A 17,787-nucleotide genomic window follows, 5' to 3' on the forward strand; every position below is an offset into this window, starting at 1 on the left:
AAACCCCTAGGAGCATTGCCGGGGAAAGGCAAAGCGGCCCGCTTGGCGCAGCGCACGGTCCGGCGCTAAGCCAGGGCGATGCCGGATTCCCCTCTTCCCGCAACCTGGCGCGCGGCGCTCGAGCCGGTGCTGGCGACGCCGCGGCTGCGCGCGCTGGGCGGGTTCCTGAGCGCCGAGGAGCGCGCGGGCAAGACGATCCATCCGCCGCGCGGGACGCGCCTGGCCGCATTGGAACGCACGCCGCTCGACGCGGTCAGGGTCGTGATCCTGGGGCAGGACCCCTACCACGGGCCCGGCCAGGCGCACGGGTTGTCGTTCTCGGTGCCCGAGGGAATCGCGATTCCCCCCAGCCTGCGCAACATCTACAAGGAATTGGAAGCCGATCTCGGCATCCCCCCGGCCGCCCACGGCAACTTGAGCCGCTGGGCCGACCAGGGCGTGCTGCTGCTCAACAACGCGCTGACGGTCGAGGCCGGGCAGGCCGGATCGCACCAGGGCCGCGGGTGGGAGGAGTTCACCGACGCCGCGGTCGCCGCGGTCGCCGCGCGCGCCGAGCCGAGCGTGTTCATCCTATGGGGCAGCCACGCGAGGAAGAAGGCGGCGGGGGTGGCGGGGCTCGGCGCGGGCTCGCCCCACCTCGTCGTGGCGAGCGCGCATCCCAGCCCGCTGTCGGCCCATGCCGGGTTCTTCGGCTCGAAACCGTTCAGCAAGGCGAACGCGTTTCTTGCGGCGAACGGGCGCGGGGCGATCGACTGGCGGGTGGGTTGAGCGGGAAGCCTTCTTCGTGATGTCGCCTGACGCCTGACACACGACATCGTCATCCGCTATGCAACAGCCGGTGGAGATAGCCAGCTTGCGGCACAAGGGCCTCGAACGGCTGTACAAGCGCAACCACCCCTCGAAGCTCGATGCCCGGACGATCGACAAGCTCCGCAAGCAGTTCTTCTTTCTCGACGCGATGGATCATAGCGACGAATTGCGAACGCTGGCCCTGGGGAAGGCGCATCGCTTGAGCGACAGCCGCTGGAGCCTGCACGTCATCGCCAATTACCGGATGACGTTCGATGTGAACGACGTGACCCGGACCATTACCATTCTCGATCTCGAAGACTATCATTAGGACGCCTCCGATGCCCATGCACAGCCCGCCCCATATCGGCGATTTCATCCGCACCGAGATTCTCGCTGCGCACGGCCTGAGCGTTACCGGCGGGGCGGTCGCCCTGGGCGTGACGCGGCAGGCGCTGTCGACCCTGCTCAACGGTCATGCGGGGCTTTCGCCGGTGATGGCGTTGCGGATCGAAAAGGCGTTCGGGGTGAAGATGGACACGCTGCTGAGGATGCAGACCGCCTACGAGATCGCCCAGGCGCGGGCGATGGAGCAGAACATCGCGGTGCCGCGGTATATGGCCGCCTGATCAGGCCGCTGCCGCTACCGCGGCCTCGCACTTGCCCTTGGCCTGTTCGCCGCCGCCGCCCAGCAGCGTCAGCGCGAGGAAGCCGGCGACCACCACCACCACGAAGCCCACCGTCACCAGCCCCAGGTACTTGTCGATGAACGCCTTGATCGGCGCGCCGAACAGGCGGAACAGCACGCCAACGATCATGAAGCTGATCGTGCGGCTGACCAGGCTGGCGCCGATGAACGGCAGCAGCGGCATGTGGATGAATCCGGCGGTGATCGTCAGCAGCTTGAACGGGATCGGGGTCGCGCCCTTGATCATGATGATCTCGGCCCCGTATTCGCGCAGATAGCACGCCGCGACCGGAAAGCTTTCGGTCATCCCCAGCACGCTGAGGAGCTGGGTGCCGATGGTGTCGTACAGCCCCCGGCCGATCGCGTAGCCGAGCAGGCCGCCGGCGACCGAGGCGATCGTCGCCACCGCGGCGAAACGCACCGCCTTCTTCGGCTCGGCCAGGCACATCAGCCCCAGCAGCGGGTGCGGCGGGACCGGAAAGAAGCTCGCCTCGACGAACGCGAACAGCGCCAGCCACCACACCGCGTGGGGGTGTGCGGCCTTGGCCAGGGTCCATTCGTAGAGGCGGCGGAGCATGGCGCGGGCCTCTAGGCGACGGAGTTCGGCAAGGCCAGTGCGAGTTGATAACCGGATCGGTTCTTTTGGCTTGACATCGTCACGCTCGATCGGTACATAACGGGAACATTCGCGATGGACCGAGTCGAAACGGCGAGGCCGCAGGGCCGCCGCCGTTTTCGTGTCCGCGCGACCCTTTCATCGAAAAGTGGGCCAACGCACATGAGCCAGACCAAACGAGGAACCGCGCCTTTCTGGGTCGCGCCGTTCCTGCAATCGCTGCGCGACGGTTCGGCGTGGACGCTGCATGCGAGGGCGTGGGATAAGTTCTTCGACCGCCTATCGCCGCCGTGACTTCGACCGCGACTTCCGGGCCGCGTGGGACGCGATCCGCAAGGTCGGCCCGCGCGCCACCCCCACCGGCCGCAACTCGCCTCGCGACAAGCGGCGGATCGAACGCTTCCTCGCCGAACTCGCCGCGACATCCAACGCCGCCGCCGCCGCCGCCTCGGCCGATCTGGCGGTGAGCAACGTCTACCGGCTGCGTCGCACCGACCCGGACTTCGCCCGCCGTGTGGTACGCGGCGCTGTCCGAAGGGTACGACAACCTCGCGATGGAACTGCTGCAGCACTTGCGCAGCGCGGGCGCGGATGGGCTTCATCGCCTCGCGCACCGTGCTGCAAGTCTACGAGAAGTCGGCGGCGTGCTTTCGCCATTACACCGATCCCTGGCAACGGTGTGTCGTTCCGGCAACGCCCACCGACGGGGCGACGATCGACCAGGAAGTCCGCGTAGTGGTCGGTAACCCTTTAGCGAAGCTGGTGAGCGCAGGGATACTTGCGACGAGTTGAGGGGAACAAACCCGATGATCGGGCATTTGGGGGCTGACATGAGGGAATTATCCGCACCGAACTGCACGGATGCCGCACACAAGCGTGGCTTTGCTGCAACAGGGTCCGAATTTTGCCCGCTTGCACCACGGTGGCTTCACCGATAGATAAACCGCCGGAACTTTGGCATTTCGATTGTAAAAGGGGAAACGATAATGCGGAAATTGGTCATTGGCTTGGCCATGGCGTCGACTGCGCTGGCTACGCCCGCGCTGGCACGCGATGACTCATGGTACGTCGAGCTCGACGGGGGTGTCATGATCCTCGAAGACCAGGATTTCAGGGTGGCCGGGGTAAGCAACGCCGTCACCGTTGACTCCGATACTGGTTACGACTTCGGCGGTATCGTCGGTTACGATTTCGGCGGCTTCCGCCTCGAAGCCGAAGCTGGCTACCGCGGTGCGGATGCCGATACGCTGACCGTCAATTCGGGCCGTATCGCTGCGACCGGTTCTGGTGCAACGGCTGCCGGTTCGGCCGGCCCGGGGTCCTATGACTATGTCGGTGGCGAGGCGACCGCGTTGTCGTTCATGGTCAACGGCATGCTCGATTTTGGTGCTGATGATGGCCTGCAGGGCTTTGTCGGCGGCGGCGTCGGCGTGGCGCGGATCAAGTCTGACCTCTCGGTCAACTCGACCGGGCCGGGCTTCCTCAACGATTCGGACACCGGCTTTGCCTGGCAGGCGATCGCGGGCGTCCGCGCGCCGATCTCCGATCATTGGGATGCGGGTATCAAGTACCGCTTCTTCAATGCCCGCAAGGTCGATCTGGTTGATGCCGCCGGTCGCGATGTTCGCACAAAGTGGCGTTCGCACAGCCTGCTCGGCACGTTGGCCTACAACTTCGGTGGCGCCGAACCGATGCCGGAACCCGTTGCCGCACCGCCGCCACCGCCGCCCCCGCCGCCCCCGCCGCCCCCGATGGTGCAGCCGGTCTGCAACAAGGGTCCGTACATCGTGTTCTTCGACTGGGATAAGTCGGACATCACGCCTGAAGCGGCGACCATCCTCGACAACGCCGTCGGTGCCTATGGCAACTGCGCCAGCGTTCCGATCATGCTTGCGGGCCACACCGACCGTTCGGGTTCGACCCAATACAACATGGGTCTGGCCGAGCGTCGCAATGGTTCGGTTCGTGGCTACCTCACATCGCACGGTGTGCCGGATGGCAGCATCACGGCGCAGGCGTTTGGCGAAAGCCAGCCGCGCGTGCCGACTGCCGACGGGGTTCGCGAACTGCAGAACCGCCGCGTCGAGATCACTTACGGTCCGGGTTCGGGCATGTAAGGATCGCGATCCCGGTCCACTCGGACTGGATCGAAACGAATTGGGGGCCGGAGCAATCCGGCCCCCTTTTTCGTGACTGAGGTCATGCCGATCTATTTTGATCCACCGCTGCTTGAGGTTGCCGATGGAGCCTCTCGAACCGAGTCGCATCGCATCGCTGGCACCGTCAACCAATCCACGCTGCGCGACACTCGTTGCCGCGAGGGTTCCAAGGGCAACCACGGCGGGTCGGTGTAGATCGGCGACCGTGCAACGCAGGGGCGAGAGGGACCCCAGCGAACGAGCGTTTCCGCCAAGGCGGCAGAGTGCGTTCCCGGCGGCAGCCGTTGTTCGCCGCCGTCAGCTGGACTATCCGGCTTCACCCGACCGATGGTTGAGGCTAGCTTCCGCTGCGGGCACCGCGCGATACGCGTAGAGCAGAAGACCCAGCGCCACCGGCGCAACCGCGATCAGGGAGAGAATTCCCGTTCGCAGATCGCCGACCAGGCGGCCCTCGACCATGGTCCCGGCAAAGTCGGAAATTTGACCGACCATGTACGGGCCGAACGACAGGCCGACGAGGGTCGTGGCGAGGAAGAACGCAGCAGTCGCGGTGCCCCGCATCCGCGGCAGGACCAGATCCTGCGTCGTCGCGGCCGCCGCGCCCAGCGCGGTTGCCCCGAACATCCCGGCCAGGAAGTTCATCGCGTAGAACAAAGTCGGATTGGCCGTGGTATAGCCTATCCAGATCGGCGCAATCGGGGCGACCACCCCGAACATGATGACCAGGATGCGCCCCGCCGGATTCCGCGCTCGCAATGCGTCGGCGATACGGCCGCCGCCGATTACCCCGAGAAACCCGGCCAGCGCGCCGTTGGCGCCAAGAACGAAGGCGAGTTCCTGCTTGGGCAATCGCAGCACGGTTTCCGCGTAAGGCGCTGACCAGAACGCAAGGGCATAGGCCGCCAGCGAAACCAGCCCATAGCCCAGCGCGGTGCACAGGAACGCAGGCGTTCCCCAGACCAGGCGAAAGGTCGCCGGGTCGCGCCGGCGCAGCGCCGTTGCCCACGAGAATACGGCATAATACCCCAAGCAGACCGCCGACCACTGCGGAAGGTTGCCGGTCAGCCCAATCATTCCCCAGGCCAATGCGACCATAGAGGCGGCAAAGGCGAGGTTTAGCGCGAAAGCCTGCGGACCCCGCCGCCAAGCGCCGAGCAGCGTGAACGGCGGGACGATGGCTGACAGGTCCGCCAGAAACTCGCCAAAGGGCCGCGGCGAACCCTTCGAGCCGCCCTCGCGCAGCGGTTCGCGCAACGTCGCGACCCAAAGCGCGACGAGCAGCCCCGGGATGCCCACCGCCAGGAACGCCGCCTGCCATCCGACCAGCCCCAGTGGGCCGCCGCCGGGATAGGCCTTGTTCCAGCCTGCGACGACGCTCGCGCCAATCAGCAGCGAGACCCCTCCGCCCAGATAGAGACCGGACGAATAGATCGCCAGCGCGGTGGCGCGCTGGCGCTTGGGGAAGTAATCCGAAATCAGCGAATAGGCGGTCGGGCTGGCTGTCGCCTCGCCCACCCCAACCCCCATCCGCGCCATCGTCAGCGAAAACTGGTTGTAGGCAAACCCCGACAGGGCGGTCATCATCGACCATAAGGCGAGCCCGGTCCCCAGCAAGCGCACTCGGTGCCAGTTGTCCGCCAGCCGGCCCAGCGGAATCCCGAACAGCGCATAGAACACCGCGAACGCTGCGCCTCCCAAGAAACCCATTTCGCTGTCGGTGAGAGCCAGATCGGCTTTGATATCGACCGCGAGGATGCTGACCACCTGCCGGTCGATGAAGTTGAGAATGTAGACTACCACCAGGACGACCAGCACGTACCAGCTATAGCCGGTCGCCCGCCGCTCGGCGGGTGCGATAGGTGCCTCGTTCATCCTCGTTCCTTCTGGTTTTCTTCAAGCAGCGTAAGGCGTTGTATCCTTTACCCCCGCTTCGTCCATCCCCGCGCGGCGCAACCGGCAACTGTCGCACAATCCGCAGGCGCGGCCATCGTCGCCGGGATCGTAGCACGACCAGCTCCACCCTGGCTCGAGGCCGAGCCGCGCCGCCTCGCGCGCGATGTCGGCCTTGCCCAAGTGCTGGAGCGGGGCGTGGACACGGAATCCCTTCCCTTCGCTGCCTGCCCTGGTCGCCAGGTCGGCGAGCGCGGCGAACCCGGCGACGAATTCGGGACGGCAATCGGGATAGCCCGAATAGTCGAGCGCGTTGACCCCGATGAAGATGTCGCGCGCGCCCAGCGCCTCGGCCCAGGCCAGGGTCAGCGAGAGGAACACCAGGTTGCGCGCGGGTACATAGGTCACCGGGATCCCCGGCTCGAGCCCGCCCTTGGGCACCGCGATGTCGTCGGTCAGCGCCGAGCCGCCGAAGGCGCGCAGATCGAGCGGGAGGACGACGTGGCGCGCGGCGTCGAGCCGTTCGGCTATCCGCCGCGCCGCCTCTATCTCCACCCGGTGGCGCTGATTGTAGTCGATTGTTAGCGCGTTGAGCGCAAACCCCTGTTCGCGCGCGAGCCCGGCAGCGACCATCGAATCGAGTCCGCCGGAGAGCAGGACGACCGCTTCGCGACGGGTAGGCGTTGAGGAAAGCGCAACCATCGCGACCAGCTAAGCGCCGCACCAAGGGCTGGCAAGCGCGTCAGGACTTGCCGCAGTCTCCGACCCGGCGCGCCTCGGCGGCGAAATCGAAGGGAAGGCGCGAAGCGACGCCGGCGCTCTCGACCTGCACCAGCCGCGGAGTTTCGAACCGCAGACGGGTGCGCCCGGAACCCTGGCCCGGGCAAACGTAGTGGATCGTCACCGAACCCGGCTCATCCTCAACCACGAACTGGCGGCACGTCAGATTGGGATGACGCAGCTGGATCAGGCGGCGGCCATCCTCGAGACACACGCGCTCGCTCTGGCGGCTGTCGCGCATGCGGATTTCCCACATCCCCGGATCGAGCCGATCGAGCATCGCCAGTTGCACACCCTGACCCAGCGCTGCCCCACCGACGAGGCAGGCGACGGCGGCAAGACATTGGCCCGAAATCCGGATTCGCCGGGTCGTCGTTCGTCCACCACTCATCGTTCGCACAATCGCCGTTGCAATTCGCCGGGCTATGTAGCCGCGCATAGCTTAACAACACCTGTCGATGAAGCGTTGCCTGCGCGCGTTGAGCGGAAGCGACGCCTAGACCTCGACGATCCGGAAATCTCTCGAACAGAACGCGCAATCGACCACGATGACCCCGTCGTCGTCGCGCATCGCGGCGATCTCGTCGGGTGGAAAGCGCGCGATCACGCCGCGGTAATGCTCGATCGTGCAACGGCAGCCTCGCACGAGGCGCTGGCCCGGATCGACGCGAACTTCGCGTTCTTCGTGGAACAGCCGCCAGACGATGCTTTCCAGTCCGAGCTGGCGATCGACCAGTTCCTCGTGGCGAATGCTACCCCCGAGAACCGCGACGTGCTCCCACTCGGGATGGTCGAGCCGCACATGCAGTCGCTCGCGTCCCTCCTCACCCTCGGCCAGGTGTTGGACCAGCAGCCCGCCCGCGACACAGCCCTCCGGTCCCGAGCGCACGCCCACCCGGATCAGGGTGGGCACCTGCTCGGACTGAGCGAAATAGGCCTCGCAAGCTTCGGCGAGCGATGCCCCTTCGAGCGGGACGATCCCCTGATAGCGCTGACCGGTCTCGCCAATGTCGAAAGTGATCGCCAGATAGCCGCGTCCGAACAGCGCGAACAGCGGAGGGTTGGCGCCCAGTGCGGCGACTTTCTCGGCATCGTGCTGAACGTAGCCGCGCAGTTCGCCGCCGCGAAAGTCGCAAACCAGCAGCCGAATCGCGCCGTCCTCGGTCTGCGCCTGCAGAGTCAACTGCCCGCCCGCTTGGTCTCCGTCGTTACCCTTCAGCAGGCTGCCCAAAAGCGCCGCGAGCGCCAGCGCCTCGGCCAGCAGGTGCTTGATCGACGCCGGATAGGCGTGCGCCGAGAGGATCTCGTCGAGCACCGGGCCGAGCCGGACGATCCGTCCGCGGGCATGGCGATCAGGCAGGGTAAAGCGCAGGACGCGGTCGAAGCCGGTCTCCGCCCGCGTTGTCGCCGCCTCGCTCACAACTGGCCGAAGACCCACCGCAAGACCGACTTCTGGGCATGGATGCGGTTCTCAGCCTCGTCCCACACTGCCGATTGCGGCCCGTCGATCACGGAATCGACCACTTCCTCGCCGCGGTGCGCGGGCAGGCAATGGAGGAAGGTCGCGCTCGGGGCAGCGGCGGCCATCAGCGTCTCATCGACCTGATAGGGCTGCATCGCGACGATCTGTGCATTGCTCTCGCGCTGGCCCATCGAGACCCAGCAGTCGGTGACCACCGCCTGCGCTCCCGCAACCGCCTCGCGCGCGTCCTGCGTCAGCACCACTTCACCCCCGCGGCGCGGGCGCGCTCGACGAAGCCGCGGTCGGGCTCGTAGCCCTCCGGGCCGCCGACGCGGACCGTGAAGTTCATCAGCCCCGCCGCCTCGATCAGCGAATTGAGCACATTGTTGCCGTCCCCCAGCCAGGCGAGTTGCAGGCCGGGCAGCGCATGGCCCCGCTCGATCAGGGTCAGCAGGTCGGCGACGATCTGGCACGGATGCGAGCGGTCGGTCAGGCCGTTGATCACCGGCACGGTCGCGTGCCGCGCCATCTCCTCGATCTGGGCGTGATCGTGAGTGCGGATCATGATCGCATCGACCATCCTACTGAGCACGCGGGCGGTGTCGGCGATCGTCTCACCGCGGCCCAGTTGCATCGATCCGGCCTCCATCACCAGCGCGCTGCCGCCGAGCTGGCGCATCGCGACGTCGAAGCTTACCCGGGTGCGGGTCGAGGCCTTCTCGAAGATCATCGCGAGCACGCGCCCGGCGAGCGGCGCGTCGGCATCGGGCTGGCCCTTGGGCCAGGCGGCGCGGACCGTCTTTCGCTCGAGTGCGTCGTTGAGCATTGCCGCGATCGCGTCGCCTCCCGCGTCACACAGGTCGAGGAAGTGCCTGGGGGCCGGACCGCTCATGTCGCCACCGGCTCGAGACGGTAGTCGGCCGCGCCGGCCGAGAGCCTTTCCATGAACTCGTCGATGTGAGCATCGTCGATTACCAGCGGCGGGATCACCCGCACGGTGTTGTCGCCCGCAGCCACCGTCAGCAACCCGTGGTTGTCGCGAAGGTGGGCGACGAACGGCCGACTCTCGGACTTCATCTTCAAGCCCAGCATCAGGCCCTTGCCGCGGACCAGCTCGAACAGCTCCGGATAATTGCCGATGAACTGTTCGAGGCGGCTGCGCAGACGCTCGCCCTTGGCTGTGACCTCAGCCAGGAACGCCTCGTCGGCCACGACATCGAGCACCGCGCCGCCAGCAGCCATAGCCAGCGGATTGCCGCCGTACGTCGAGCCGTGGGTGCCAAGCCCCATGCCGCGCGCGGCGTGCGCGGTGGCGAGACATGCACCCATCGGGAAGCCGCCGCCGATACCCTTGGCGGTCGCCATGATGTCGGGCGTCACGCCGTAGTGTTCGTAGGCATAGAGCTTCCCGGTGCGCGCGACGCCGCATTGGACCTCGTCGAAGATCAGCATCAGGCCATGTTCGTCGGCCAGCGCGCGCAGGCCCTCGATGAACGCGGGCGAAGCCTCGCGAATGCCGCCCTCGCCTTGGATCGGTTCGACCAGGAAGCCAGCGGTCTTGGGCCCGATCGCGGCCTGGGCGCCGGCAAGATCGTCGAAATCGACGTACTTGAAGCCTTCCAGCAGGGGTAGAAAGCCCTTGTGCATCTTGTCCTGATTTGAGGCGCTAATCGTCGCCATCGTCCGCCCGTGGAACGCGTTCTTGAAGGTGATCAGTTCGTACTTTTGATCGTCGCCCACGGACTGATGAAACGCGCGCGCGGTCTTGATCGCGCACTCGACCGCTTCCGCACCGGAATTGGTGAAGAACACCGTATCGGCAAACGTCAGATCGACGAGGCGCCGCGCCAGAACTTCCCCCTGTGGGCTGCCGTAGAGGTTCGAAACGTGCATCAACGTTTCGGCCTGGCGCTGGATCGCTCCGATCAGTCCCGGGTGGGAATGGCCGAGGATGTTGACCGCGATCCCGCTAGCGAAATCGAGGAAGCGGCGACCGTCTTCGCCGATCAGGTGGCAGTTCTCGCCGCGCACCGGGCGCACCTCGCACCGGGGGTATACGGGCATGAGCGGAGTGATCGACATCGGCAGTTTCCCTCGCGTCGCTGAGCAGGTGGAAGCGCAAACGACAAATGGCGGCGCCCGATCATCGGGGGCCGCCATTTGCGCGTATCTAGAAGTGGACAAGCCCCCGGTCAAATCGAGGCCGGGCGCTGTGCCAGGGCCTAAGCCCAACGGTCGGTCAGTCCTGACGCGGCACCAGGTTGACCGCCGAGTGCTTGCCTCGTCGGTCGACCTCGAGGTCGAATTCCACCCGATCGCCTTCGTTCAGGCCGTTCATGCCAGAACGCTCGACCGCACTGATGTGGACGAACGCGTCGGGCTGGCCGTCATCGCGGGTGATGAATCCGAAGCCCTTCATCGCGTTGAAGAACTTGACCGTCCCGGTCGCCTTCTCGCCGGTCAGCGAGCGCTGCGGAGCTGCCGCGGCGCGGCTCTCGACCGGAATGACGTCGCCGACGACCTGCAGGTCGCTAGCCGAAATCTTGCCACCGCGATCGACCAAGTTGAACTGGAGCTCCTGGTTTTCGGCCAAGCCTTCTAGACCGGCGCGCTCGACCGCGCTGATGTGGACGAACACGTCCTCACCGCCATCGTCGCGGCTGATGAAGCCGAAGCCCTTCTGGACATTGAAGAACTTGACCTTGCCGCTGCCCGTGCCGACGACTTGCGCGGGCATGCCCCCGCCACCGCCTCCACGCGGCGGGCCACCGGCACCGCCACCGAAGCGGCTTCCACCACCGCCGCCATAGCCGCCGCCACCACCACCGCCATAGCTGGGACGATCTCCGCCGCCGCCGAAGCGGCTTCCGCCACCACCGCCGCCGAATCCGCCACGGTCGCCGCCAAAGCCGCCACCACCGCCGCCGTAAGGATCAAACGATTCTTCACCGAAACCGTCGCGCTTGTCGCGACCTCGGCCGCGCCGCCCTCTATCGAAACCCATTTCCCCGAACACACCTTAAACACGTTCATTGCCAAACTTGCGGGCGGGGCCGAACGACTGCACCCACCGCACTGCTTGCAAAGTGAAACCGGGAAAACGGCCGAACCTCGCCTACGCGGGCGGGCTTATAACCAGAAAATTGAGGCAAGGCGAACGGATTCAGGCCGTTGCCGGATCGCGCTTTGCGCAGCTGTGACATTTTGGCCAGCGTGGGTGTTGGCTTGCCTGGCTTCGGCGGCTCGGGCAGAGGCGAAGCTTGGAGGCAGCAAAGGTATGAGCGAGAAGTTTCGCCACTTGAACGAATGGGTCTTGGTGAGCCCTCAAATCGATCTCGAGGATGTCGCCAGCGCGCGCGATCTGGGGGTCGCGTTGATCGTCAACAATCGGCCCGAAGGCGAATCGGGCGATCAGACGCCGGGAGCCGAAATCGCACAAGCCGCCAGCCAGGCGGGGCTCGACTACGTCGAGATCCCAGTCACCCATGCCGGTTTTTCGGAAGCGCAGGTCACCGCGATGCGCGCCGCGCTGGATCGGGCAGGCGAATCGCGCGTGCTCGCCTATTGCCGTTCGGGCACGCGCTCGACGCTCTTGTGGGCACTCGCCGAGGCAAGCGCCGGGGCCGATCCTCAGGCGCTTTGTGCCACCGCCGCTGGGGCGGGCTACGACCTGGCACCCATTGCCCCACTGCTCGATATGCTCGCTGCAAAGGCCGGATGATCGCGCACGCGCTTCAGTTCGGCGGGTCGCTGGCGGCGATCGTGCTGCTGGCGTGGCTCGCCCGGCGGCTGGAGCTGGGCGGCGACCCGCGACTGCGCGATCCCGCCGAAGCGCGCCGGCTGGCGAGCGAGGCGCTGTGCGGATTCGAGGCGCAGGACGTCGCGCTCGACCGGGCGGGGATCGGAGCGTTACTGCGCGATTCGAGCGGGCGGGTGATGCTGCTGCGCCGCCACGGCGCGCGTTGGGTGGCGCGGTTGCTCGACGGTCACGCCGGGGTCCGGCTCGACCGGACCTTCATGACCGTTTCCACCGCAGAAAAGACCTTCGGGGCGATAACCCTCGACCTCGGTGACCAGGCTCAGTCGTGGGCGGGCAGCTTGCGCAGGCTGGGTTAGTTTTCGTGGTGGGACCGCACTTTAGCCCGGTCGATTACGCGGTGCCCGCCTTTGTTCTCCTCGTGCTGGCGGAAATGGTCTGGTCCCGGCGGCGCGCGCCCGACGCGTACGAGCCGACCGATACGCTCGTCAGCCTCGCCTTCGGGCTGGGTTCGACCGTGGCCGGGCTGCTGAGCGCGGGCGCGATCGCCACGGCGGCGCTGTGGCTCTATCAGCACCGAGTGGTCACCGTGCCGTGGTCGTGGTGGGCGTGGGTCTTGTGCTTCCTGGCCGACGACCTCGGCTACTATTGGCAGCATCGCCTGGGCCACCGGGTGCGCTGGTTCTGGGCTAGCCACGTCAACCACCATTCGAGCCAGCACTACAACCTGTCGACCGCGCTGCGCCAGACCTGGACCGGGTTCATCGCGCTGAGCTTCGTGTTCCGGATTCCGCTCGCGCTGATCGGGTTTCACCCGGCGATGATCGCGATCGTCGGCGGCTTCAACCTGATCTATCAGTTCTGGATCCACACCGAGGCGATCAGGCGGCTGCCGCGCTGGTTCGAGGCGGTGATGAACACGCCGAGCCATCACCGCGTCCATCACGCTACCAATCCGGTCTATCTCGACCGAAACTATGCGGGGACTTTTATTGTTTGGGACAAGGCGTTCGGCACCTTTCAACCCGAGCGCGACGACGTGCGCATCCACTACGGCATCGTCAAGCAGCTCGGCAGCTTCAACCTGCTGTGGAGCGTGTTTCACGAATGGATCGGCATCGCCCGCGACCTGTGGACCGCACCGTGGCGGCACAAGGCTGGCTATCTGTGGCGCCAACCCGGCTGGAGCCATGACGGCAGCCGTGACACAAGCGACGCGATCCGGGAGCGCTGGCGCGGGGCGGGCACAGCGCAGTCATCCGAATAAAAAAGGGGCCCGAGCGGCTGGCTCGGACCCCTTGAGTCTGTTCGCAGGAGGAACAGCGGATGGCGGGACTGGGGTTCGTGCGAGAGGATACGTTCCTCCGGCCCCGCCAAGCTCTTGAAGTCTAGTAGTTGTAGGCGCGCTCGCCATGCTCGGAGAGGTCGAGCCCTTCGCGCTCGCCTTCCTCGGTGGGACGCAGGCCGAAAAGCTTGTCGACGATGAAGAACAGCACCGCCGAACCGATCCCCGACCAGACGAGGGTCAATGCCACCGCCTTGACCTGGGTGATGAACTGCCCGGCCATGTCGTAGGTCCCCGGAACCGCCGGAAACACGGTGTAATCGAACCAGCCCTGACCGCCGAGCGCGGGGTCGGCAACGATCGCGGTGCCCAGCGCGCCGACGATCCCGCCGATGCAGTGAACCCCGAAGACGTCCAGCGTATCGTCGTACTTGAGCGCGTTCTTCACCACGCTGACAAACAAGTAGCAGATCGGCGAGACGATGAACCCGAGCAGGATCGCGGTCATCGGTGCAGCGAAGCCCGATGCCGGGGTGATCGCAACAAGCCCCGCGACCGCGCCGGTCACGCCGCCTAGGAGCGAGGCGCGCTTGTGGTGGATCTGCTCGACGATCGCCCAGCTCACCGCCGCCGCGCAGGTCGCGACCATCGTGTTGACAAAGGCTACCGCGGTAACGCCATTGGCTTCCAGGTTGGACCCGGCGTTGAAGCCGAACCAGCCCACCCACAGCAGGCTCGCGCCGATCATCGTCATCGTCAGCGAGTGCGGCGGGGTAGCTTCCTTGCCGAAGCCGACGCGCTTGCCGATCATCAGGCAGCCGACCAGGCCGGCGATCCCGGCGTTGATGTGGACCACGGTTCCGCCCGCGAAATCGAGCGCGCCCCAGCCATAGAGCAGCCCGCTGTCGGTCGGCGCGTCGGGCAGGAAGTCCGGACCGGCGAAGTACCACACCATGTGCGCGATCGGGAAATAGACGACGGTCATCCACAGCACCATGAAGACCATCAGCGGGGTGAACTTCACCCGTTCGGCGAAGGCCCCGACGATCAGCGCCGGGGTGATCATCGCGAAAGTCATCTGGAAGACGACATAGGAGAGTTCGGGCAGGTAGACGTTGTTCGAGAACGTCGCCGCGTAAGTCCCACTGGTGACACCGGCGAGGAACGCCTTCGAGAACCCGCCGAACAGCGAGGGGAACGGGCTGCCGGCTGACGTGAAGGCCATCGAATAGCCCCAGCAGCACCACACCAGGCCCGCGATCGAGACGATCATGAACACCTGCATCAGCACGCTCAGCATGTTCTTGGTCCGCACCAACCCGCCGTAGAACAGCGCAAGTGCGGGCACGCTCATCATCAGCACGAGCACCGAGCAGAGCAACATCCAGGCGGTGTCGCCCTTGTTGACCATCGTCGCCATCTGCTCGACTGTCGGCGCCTTGATCAGTGTCGTTGCGGCGGCCGCGGCGGCTTCAGTCGCCGCGGGACTGGGCGCGGCTGCGGGCGCCGCAGTAACCGCGGCGGTGGTTGCTTCTTGCGCGAAGGCGGCGGCGGAGACGAACAGGCTCGTCCCCAGCGCGCCCGCGCCAGCGAGAATCTTACGGATCATGTGGGTCCCCCCGATCGAAGTCATAGTGCAGTGTCCCCGGTCTCGCCGGTGCGGATGCGGGTGGCGGAGGCGAGGTCGATAACGAACACCTTGCCGTCGCCGATTGCCTCGGTGCTGGCCACCTGCTGGATAGTTTCGACGATCCGCGGTGCCAGTTCGTCGCTGGCAGCGATCTCGATCTTCACCTTGGGCAGCATGTTGGTCGAATACTCAGCGCCGCGGTAGATTTCGGTCTGGCCCTTTTGCCGCCCGAAACCCTTGACCTCGGACACCGTCATTCCGGCCACGCCCAGCGCGCTGAGGGCTTCACGCACCTCGTCGAGCTTGAATGGCTTGATGATGGCGATGATGAATTTCATGCACGCCCCCGTTTGTGATCGCCGGACCCATCACCGGCTTCGCACACGCAGCAAGAGCCGTGCCAAGCCCAAAAACGGCACGTTCGTACACTTTGATGAGATCAAAATTGTGCGACGCACAATCACGCTGCCCGTTTTTTAGGCAGCAATGCCTAAAGCGTCAGCGTCGCCCACACCGGCAGGTGATCCGACCCCACGGCGGCTAGCGCCGAGCGATGGACCCCGCACGCCGCAACAACCAGGTCGTGCGAAACCACGATCTTGTCGAGCGGCGCCACCGGCCGGCGCGCCGGAAAGCTCAACCCGGTCCCAATCGTCGACCAGCCCTCCCCGAATTCGCGCAAGGCTCGGCCATTGCGCGACCAGTCGTTGAGGTCGCCCATCAGTACTGTGGGGGATGGCGTCCGCGTGACGTGGCCGACAACGCTGCGCACCTGGTGGTGCCGACGAAGGCCAGAGATATCGAGGTGCATGCCGACGATCCGCAGCGGCTTCCCGGCAATCGCCAGGTCGGCGCACACCGCTCCGCGCGGCTCGAGCGTCGGCAGTGGCACCGGCGAGCACCCGTCGATGCCGATGCCCTTGCGGACGAGGATGGCGTTGCCGTGCCATCCCAGCGAATGCGGACGACCGGCCAGCGGCACGGCGCACCAAGGGCTGTCGTCGAGCAAGGTGCGTGGAATCACGCTGAAACGCTCGCCGAACCGCCGATCGCATTCCTGAAGGGCGATGACGTCGGCGTCGACCTCGCGCAGGATCGCCATGATCCGCTCCGGATCGCGCCTGCGATCCAGCCCCACCGCCTTGTGAATATTGTAGCTGGCAACCGTGATCCGCATCCGCTGGTCCAAGCGGTTGGCGCGCTCAGGCGTTCCCGGCGATGAAGCGATCGGTCGGACGGGTGGGCAGGCCGTCGATGCTCTTCGTCCGGCCCTGGAATTTCTCCATCCATTTTTCGGGATCGGACTGGCGGTGGAATTTGACTAGCGTCTCGCGCTCCCGATCGATGTGCATCAGTGGCACGCCCCAGCCGCACGAGGTCTGGACGCTCTGCACGGCGATATCGAAGATCTGGCGGGTGCCGGGAAGCAGCTCGAAATGCGTGGAAAGCTCGGCAAAGTCGGCATCCTGCGGCAGCACCGCGCGGCCGGTGCCATAGATCCGCAGGATCAGCGCGGGCTGCTCGAAGTTGCACATCATCACCGTGATCCGGCCGTCCGCCGTCAGATGGGCGTGGGTCTCGTTGCCCGACCCGCCGAGATCGAGATAGGCGACACGGTTCGGCCCAAGCACGCGGAAGCTGTCGGCGAGCCCTTTGGGACTGAGATTGATCCGGCCTTCGACGGCGGCAGTGGCGACGAAGAATACCGGCTGCTTGGCGATCATCGCGATGTGGTCGTCGGTCAGGTGGTCGGTGAACTCCATGACGCTGCTCCTTCTCCCCTCCCGCAAGCGGAAGGCGGCTCCTTACAGAAACTCCCTCAGCGTGGCGATGAAACGGTCGAACTGGTCGTGGTGGAGCCAGTGCCCGGCATTCTCGAACTCGATCACTTGCGCCGTATTGAAATACTTGATCCGCCCGTCCTTCTCAGGGTTTGAGGCCCAGCTATTCGCCCCATACAGCAGCAGTGTCGGGCAAGAAATCGCCTCCCACACCGCCTTAAGCTCTTCATAGCCGGTCTCGACCGGCCAGTTGTTGAGGTGCGGATCGAACTTCCAGCTGAACGTTCCGTCCTCGTTGCGGTTGACCCCGTGGATCGTCAGGTGCTCGGCCTGCTCGGCGGTGAGGTAGGTGTTCTCCTCACGCATCCGGGCCAGCGCATCGCCGATCGTCGGGTACTTGCGCGGGATGCGCCCGGCCGAGGCGCGCTTTTTTCGATCCATTCGCGCACCCTCTCGCGGTAAGGCGTGGCCATCAACTTGGCGAGCACGTCCGGTGAAGGACCCAGCCCCTCGATCGCGACCAGCTTGCGGACCATCTCGGGATAGATCCCGGCATAACGAAGGCACACCTGCCCACCCATCGAATGCGCGACGATCGTGACCGGGGCGAGATCGAGCTGGTGGATCAGCTGGGCGACGTCGTAGACCATGTCGCCCGCCGAATAGTTGCCGTCCGAAACCCACTCGCTGTCGCCGTGACCGCGGTGGTCGAGCGCGATTATGTGCCACTCATCGCACAGCGCCCGCGCCGTCCAGTCCCAGTTGTGCGCATGGTCGCGCCCGCCGTGGACCAGCAGCAGCGGCGGCTTTTCCGGGTTGCCCCAGTCCAGATAATGCAGCCGCAGCCGCTGCGAGATGAATGTGCGCGATACCGGGCCAAGCGTGCTCATGGTGGGCGCATAGCGGCTGCACGGCCACGGGCGCAACCGTCCGCTCCCTCCAGCGGTGAG

Annotated in this window: 21 protein-coding genes and 2 pseudogenes; 9 read left to right on the forward strand and 14 right to left on the reverse strand. The window is 65.9% G+C overall.

From position 1 onward, the window contains the following. Positions 1–78: 78 nt before the first annotated feature. Genes ung through GKE62_RS11480 form a run of 3 tightly spaced genes read left to right on the forward strand, consistent with a single transcriptional unit; the run spans position 79 to position 1,418 of the window. Entirely contained in the window at positions 79–768 is a 690-nt protein-coding gene (ung, locus tag GKE62_RS11470; protein ID WP_154692360.1) for a uracil-DNA glycosylase, read from the forward strand. A gap of 58 nt (positions 769–826) precedes the next feature. After that, on the forward strand, positions 827–1,120 hold the full coding sequence (locus GKE62_RS11475; RefSeq protein ID WP_154692361.1) for a type II toxin-antitoxin system RelE/ParE family toxin: 294 nt from the start codon (positions 827–829) through the stop codon (positions 1,118–1,120). 10 nt (positions 1,121–1,130) lie between these two features. Then, positions 1,131–1,418, forward strand: a complete 288-nt coding sequence (locus GKE62_RS11480; RefSeq protein ID WP_154692362.1) for a HigA family addiction module antitoxin — start codon at positions 1,131–1,133, stop codon at positions 1,416–1,418. On the opposite strand, the gene GKE62_RS11485 is transcribed toward GKE62_RS11480, so the two are convergent. Then, the gene (locus GKE62_RS11485; protein ID WP_154692363.1) at positions 1,419–2,054 is read right to left on the reverse strand and encodes a YqaA family protein; all 636 of its coding nucleotides are present in this window, start codon (positions 2,052–2,054) and stop codon (positions 1,419–1,421) included. A 201-nt stretch (positions 2,055–2,255) separates the two neighbouring features. On the opposite strand from GKE62_RS11485, the gene GKE62_RS19425 reads away from it, so the two are divergent. The 3 genes from GKE62_RS19425 to GKE62_RS11495 all read left to right on the forward strand — a co-directional run bounded on the left by GKE62_RS19425 (position 2,256) and on the right by GKE62_RS11495 (position 4,210). Next, entirely contained in the window at positions 2,256–2,387 is a 132-nt protein-coding gene (locus GKE62_RS19425; RefSeq protein ID WP_255453315.1) for a hypothetical protein, read from the forward strand. Positions 2,388–2,684: 297 nt separating this feature from the next. Beyond that, on the forward strand, positions 2,685–2,885 hold the full coding sequence (locus tag GKE62_RS11490) for a hypothetical protein (RefSeq protein ID WP_154692364.1): 201 nt from the start codon (positions 2,685–2,687) through the stop codon (positions 2,883–2,885). A gap of 194 nt (positions 2,886–3,079) precedes the next feature. Next, entirely contained in the window at positions 3,080–4,210 is a 1,131-nt protein-coding gene (locus GKE62_RS11495) for an OmpA family protein (RefSeq protein WP_154692365.1), read from the forward strand. A 348-nt stretch (positions 4,211–4,558) separates the two neighbouring features. On the opposite strand, the gene GKE62_RS11500 is transcribed toward GKE62_RS11495, so the two are convergent. The 7 genes and pseudogenes from GKE62_RS11500 to GKE62_RS19520 all read right to left on the reverse strand — a co-directional run bounded on the left by GKE62_RS11500 (position 4,559) and on the right by GKE62_RS19520 (position 11,388). Next, positions 4,559–6,124: an MFS transporter gene (locus GKE62_RS11500; RefSeq protein WP_154692366.1), complete on the reverse strand. Its 1,566-nt coding sequence runs from the start codon at positions 6,122–6,124 to the stop codon at positions 4,559–4,561. Positions 6,125–6,145: 21 nt separating this feature from the next. Beyond that, positions 6,146–6,844, reverse strand: a complete 699-nt coding sequence (queC, locus tag GKE62_RS11505; protein ID WP_154692367.1) for a 7-cyano-7-deazaguanine synthase QueC — start codon at positions 6,842–6,844, stop codon at positions 6,146–6,148. A gap of 40 nt (positions 6,845–6,884) precedes the next feature. After that, complete coding sequence (locus GKE62_RS11510; protein WP_230206660.1) at positions 6,885–7,313, reverse strand: hypothetical protein; 429 nt, start codon at positions 7,311–7,313, stop codon at positions 6,885–6,887. 105 nt (positions 7,314–7,418) lie between these two features. Beyond that, complete coding sequence (locus GKE62_RS11515; RefSeq protein WP_154692368.1) at positions 7,419–8,342, reverse strand: Hsp33 family molecular chaperone HslO; 924 nt, start codon at positions 8,340–8,342, stop codon at positions 7,419–7,421. After that, positions 8,339–9,276: pseudogene (gene argF / locus GKE62_RS11520) on the reverse strand (ornithine carbamoyltransferase). Before argF ends, GKE62_RS11515 begins: the two are co-directional and overlap by 4 nt. Beyond that, the gene (locus GKE62_RS11525) at positions 9,273–10,466 is read right to left on the reverse strand and encodes an aspartate aminotransferase family protein (protein ID WP_154692369.1); all 1,194 of its coding nucleotides are present in this window, start codon (positions 10,464–10,466) and stop codon (positions 9,273–9,275) included. Before GKE62_RS11525 ends, argF begins: the two are co-directional and overlap by 4 nt. Before the next feature lie 157 nt (positions 10,467–10,623). Beyond that, a complete protein-coding gene (locus GKE62_RS19520) occupies positions 10,624–11,388 on the reverse strand; it encodes a cold-shock protein (protein WP_154692370.1) in 765 nt (254 codons plus the stop codon). Between the two features lie 273 nt (positions 11,389–11,661). Here GKE62_RS19520 and GKE62_RS11535 point away from each other — a divergent pair. The 3 genes and pseudogenes from GKE62_RS11535 to GKE62_RS11545 form a co-directional block, all read left to right on the forward strand. Then, positions 11,662–12,081, forward strand: a pseudogene (locus GKE62_RS11535) (TIGR01244 family sulfur transferase); the annotation flags it as partial. Between the two features lie 20 nt (positions 12,082–12,101). Continuing rightward, on the forward strand, positions 12,102–12,500 hold the full coding sequence (locus GKE62_RS11540) for a hypothetical protein (protein ID WP_154692372.1): 399 nt from the start codon (positions 12,102–12,104) through the stop codon (positions 12,498–12,500). A gap of 5 nt (positions 12,501–12,505) precedes the next feature. Next, the gene (locus GKE62_RS11545) at positions 12,506–13,408 is read left to right on the forward strand and encodes a sterol desaturase family protein (RefSeq protein ID WP_230206661.1); all 903 of its coding nucleotides are present in this window, start codon (positions 12,506–12,508) and stop codon (positions 13,406–13,408) included. 121 nt (positions 13,409–13,529) lie between these two features. On the opposite strand, the gene GKE62_RS11550 is transcribed toward GKE62_RS11545, so the two are convergent. The 6 genes from GKE62_RS11550 to GKE62_RS11570 all read right to left on the reverse strand — a co-directional run bounded on the left by GKE62_RS11550 (position 13,530) and on the right by GKE62_RS11570 (position 17,727). Next, positions 13,530–15,035 carry an ammonium transporter gene (locus GKE62_RS11550; protein WP_154692373.1) on the reverse strand — a complete coding sequence of 502 codons (1,506 nt, stop codon included), beginning with the start codon at positions 15,033–15,035 and terminating at the stop codon, positions 13,530–13,532. A gap of 20 nt (positions 15,036–15,055) precedes the next feature. Continuing rightward, complete coding sequence (locus GKE62_RS11555; RefSeq protein ID WP_154692374.1) at positions 15,056–15,394, reverse strand: P-II family nitrogen regulator; 339 nt, start codon at positions 15,392–15,394, stop codon at positions 15,056–15,058. Between the two features lie 152 nt (positions 15,395–15,546). Next, positions 15,547–16,233 carry an endonuclease/exonuclease/phosphatase family protein gene (locus GKE62_RS11560; protein ID WP_154692375.1) on the reverse strand — a complete coding sequence of 229 codons (687 nt, stop codon included), beginning with the start codon at positions 16,231–16,233 and terminating at the stop codon, positions 15,547–15,549. 25 nt (positions 16,234–16,258) lie between these two features. Continuing rightward, positions 16,259–16,819, reverse strand: coding sequence for a pyridoxamine 5'-phosphate oxidase family protein (locus GKE62_RS11565; RefSeq protein WP_154692376.1), 561 nt, complete (start codon positions 16,817–16,819; stop codon positions 16,259–16,261). A 42-nt stretch (positions 16,820–16,861) separates the two neighbouring features. Beyond that, entirely contained in the window at positions 16,862–17,203 is a 342-nt protein-coding gene (locus tag GKE62_RS19045) for an alpha/beta fold hydrolase (protein ID WP_230206662.1), read from the reverse strand. Further along, positions 17,155–17,727: an alpha/beta fold hydrolase gene (locus GKE62_RS11570; protein WP_230206663.1), complete on the reverse strand. Its 573-nt coding sequence runs from the start codon at positions 17,725–17,727 to the stop codon at positions 17,155–17,157. Before GKE62_RS11570 ends, GKE62_RS19045 begins: the two co-directional genes overlap by 49 nt. Positions 17,728–17,787 lie beyond the last annotated feature (60 nt).

The sequence above is a fragment of the Novosphingobium sp. Gsoil 351 genome (genome assembly GCF_009707465.1).
Taxonomy (GTDB): Bacteria; Pseudomonadota; Alphaproteobacteria; order Sphingomonadales; family Sphingomonadaceae; genus Novosphingobium.

Coding starts and splice junctions, on each gene's coding strand:
- GKE62_RS19045 (WP_230206662.1), bottom strand. CDS start 17,203: ATGCGTGAGGAGAACACCTACCTCACCGCCGAGCAGGCCGAGCACCTG.
- GKE62_RS11570 (WP_230206663.1), bottom strand. CDS start 17,727: ATGAGCACGCTTGGCCCGGTATCGCGCACATTCATCTCGCAGCGGCTG.
- GKE62_RS11525 (WP_154692369.1), bottom strand. CDS start 10,466: ATGTCGATCACTCCGCTCATGCCCGTATACCCCCGGTGCGAGGTGCGC.
- GKE62_RS11495 (WP_154692365.1), top strand. CDS start 3,080: ATGCGGAAATTGGTCATTGGCTTGGCCATGGCGTCGACTGCGCTGGCT.
- GKE62_RS11500 (WP_154692366.1), bottom strand. CDS start 6,124: ATGAACGAGGCACCTATCGCACCCGCCGAGCGGCGGGCGACCGGCTAT.
- GKE62_RS11510 (WP_230206660.1), bottom strand. CDS start 7,313: ATGAGTGGTGGACGAACGACGACCCGGCGAATCCGGATTTCGGGCCAA.
- GKE62_RS11555 (WP_154692374.1), bottom strand. CDS start 15,394: ATGAAATTCATCATCGCCATCATCAAGCCATTCAAGCTCGACGAGGTG.
- GKE62_RS11490 (WP_154692364.1), top strand. CDS start 2,685: ATGGGCTTCATCGCCTCGCGCACCGTGCTGCAAGTCTACGAGAAGTCG.
- queC (WP_154692367.1), bottom strand. CDS start 6,844: ATGGTTGCGCTTTCCTCAACGCCTACCCGTCGCGAAGCGGTCGTCCTG.
- GKE62_RS11550 (WP_154692373.1), bottom strand. CDS start 15,035: ATGATCCGTAAGATTCTCGCTGGCGCGGGCGCGCTGGGGACGAGCCTG.
- GKE62_RS19425 (WP_255453315.1), top strand. CDS start 2,256: ATGAGCCAGACCAAACGAGGAACCGCGCCTTTCTGGGTCGCGCCGTTC.
- GKE62_RS11480 (WP_154692362.1), top strand. CDS start 1,131: ATGCCCATGCACAGCCCGCCCCATATCGGCGATTTCATCCGCACCGAG.
- GKE62_RS11540 (WP_154692372.1), top strand. CDS start 12,102: ATGATCGCGCACGCGCTTCAGTTCGGCGGGTCGCTGGCGGCGATCGTG.
- GKE62_RS11475 (WP_154692361.1), top strand. CDS start 827: ATGCAACAGCCGGTGGAGATAGCCAGCTTGCGGCACAAGGGCCTCGAA.
- GKE62_RS19520 (WP_154692370.1), bottom strand. CDS start 11,388: ATGGGTTTCGATAGAGGGCGGCGCGGCCGAGGTCGCGACAAGCGCGAC.
- GKE62_RS11560 (WP_154692375.1), bottom strand. CDS start 16,233: ATGCGGATCACGGTTGCCAGCTACAATATTCACAAGGCGGTGGGGCTG.
- GKE62_RS11565 (WP_154692376.1), bottom strand. CDS start 16,819: ATGGAGTTCACCGACCACCTGACCGACGACCACATCGCGATGATCGCC.
- GKE62_RS11485 (WP_154692363.1), bottom strand. CDS start 2,054: ATGCTCCGCCGCCTCTACGAATGGACCCTGGCCAAGGCCGCACACCCC.
- ung (WP_154692360.1), top strand. CDS start 79: ATGCCGGATTCCCCTCTTCCCGCAACCTGGCGCGCGGCGCTCGAGCCG.